We start from the raw sequence: 1,979 nt of genomic DNA, 5'->3' as shown, positions 1-1,979 counted from the left end.
TCGTTCAGCGTGAGCTGAAGGGTATTATGCGCATGGTCGGTCATATCGACTGCTGCTGGTAATGTATGTGAATCATCAATCTGAGCGAGTGTCAGAGTCTCACTATGCTCAGATACATCCAGTGAAGAATGGAGTACCTGGTCATAAGGAGTGGTAGCAACGATCACAATTCCCGATGACTCATCTCCCGATGGGGAGGTGCTGTATACCATCAACGGTATACTTTCCCTCCCCCCCGCCACATACGGCAACACTGGTGTGGTGAAAGTCCAGTAGCCTGATGAATCAGCTGTTGTCTCTCCCAGGAAATACCCCAAATGAGTAACGGCATCTGATGCCCCATCTACAATCTGTGATGTGTATACCCGAATTAAACTGCCTGCCTCGGAAGTTCCGGTCAAGGTTGGTGTGACATCGTCTGTCGGTATATTCGTCGCAGGGTAATTATCTAACAGGTTCCCTTTATGAGGACCATAATTATCAATGACTCCGGTAATGGCGAACTCAAAGTTGTCAGGCACATCAATGTTCACCGCAAAATCACCGGAGTATTTGCTGATATTACCTGCCGCATCGGTGGCTGTCGCGGTGAAGATGTGGCTGCCTTCGCTGCGCAACGGTGAGATTAAGCTCCACTGGCCGTTGCTGTTGGCAATGGCTGTGCCAATATGTACGTTGTTATCGTAAATATTCACCAGACTGCCGGCCTCAGCATGACCGCTCAGTGTAGGGGCCGTATCGTCGGTGGTTGCGCCATTAGCAATAAAGCTCTGGGAGCTGCCAATATCGTCATAAACGCTGTCGATAGTCGGGGCTGCCGGTGGAAGAACGTCAGCATTACCCCAGGTAATGGTGTCCAGATAATAAATATCTTCCACGGTGAATGATGCAATGTGCTGCCCGGCATCAGCAGTGATGACATACTTGGACATCGGGATGAAGGTTTCCTCTGCCGCGTAGTCAACCTGTGTCAGCGTGACGTGAACAGGATTGCCCTGCGCATCATATGCAATGATGTTCGGCTCACCACTTTCTGACCTAACAAGTGCAATTGACGCGCTAGTTGCGGTACCTGGCAAGCTTATCTTAACACTGCCGAGATCATCATCAGTGGGGATTCCTTTTTCCCCCACGTCCAGGAAATGCGTTCCACCAGTATCATCCATAAGGTTATGGTTCGCGCCGCTATAATCTCTCCAGTTCAGACTATCCCCCGCCAGAATCTGAACGGTCAGACCTGAATCCGTCGTAAAGCTGTCGCTGATAGTGTCCGGGTGAACGACCTGCTCGAAGGATTCGACCCCGGTAGACGGTTGCAGTGCCGAAATGTTCACCACAAAGCTGCCGGACTCGCCGCTGATGTTTCCGGCTGCATCGGTTGCCGTGGCGGTGAAGTTATGCATACCATCAGTACGGACAGGCGAATCGAAAGACCAGATACCATTGCTCTGAGCCACCGCTGTCCCTATCAGGGCACCATTATCGAAGATGTTCACGAGGCTGCCAGCTTCTGCCGTACCGGCAATGGTTGGCGTGTTGTCATCTGTAGTGCCACCGGCCTGGATATAGCTGGTGCCGCCCACATCATCAATGACCTGTGTGATAACCGGCGCACCTGGCGCCGTGGTATCGTCATGCTCCGGAGCCACATACTCCACATGGAACGTCGCCGCTGCACTTTTGTTACCCGCCGCATCAACAGAATACGCGCTGTAGCTGAATGTGCCGTAGGCTCCGAACGTCTGAGGCAGACTCCACTTCCCGTCGACTCCTGCGGTGACAGTGAAGCTGTAGGGTTCACCCACTGCACCCGTCGATTCGATATACACGGTGCTGCCCGGCTCTGCGGTCCCGGTGAGAACCGGCGCTGCGTCATCGGTCAGTCCGCCGTCAGCGACCAGGCCGGTTACCGTGCCGGTGTCATCCTGCAGACCCGTGATGGTCATTGCCGTATGGGTATCAACGGTAACAACAAAGTT

General features: G+C 53.2%; 1 protein-coding gene. It reads right to left on the bottom strand.

Going from position 1 to position 1,979, the window contains the following annotated elements:
- The coding region (locus ACG0Z5_RS23695; RefSeq protein ID WP_394451603.1) for an Ig-like domain-containing protein at nt 1–1,979 on the bottom strand (1,979 nt) is incomplete at both ends.

Source organism: Scandinavium sp. M-37 (genome assembly GCF_043558715.1).
GTDB classification, from domain to species: Bacteria; Pseudomonadota; Gammaproteobacteria; order Enterobacterales; family Enterobacteriaceae; genus Scandinavium; species Scandinavium vulneris_A.
The sequence above is the reverse complement of the archived record's forward strand: the minus strand, read 5'-3'. Positions and strand labels throughout refer to the sequence as shown.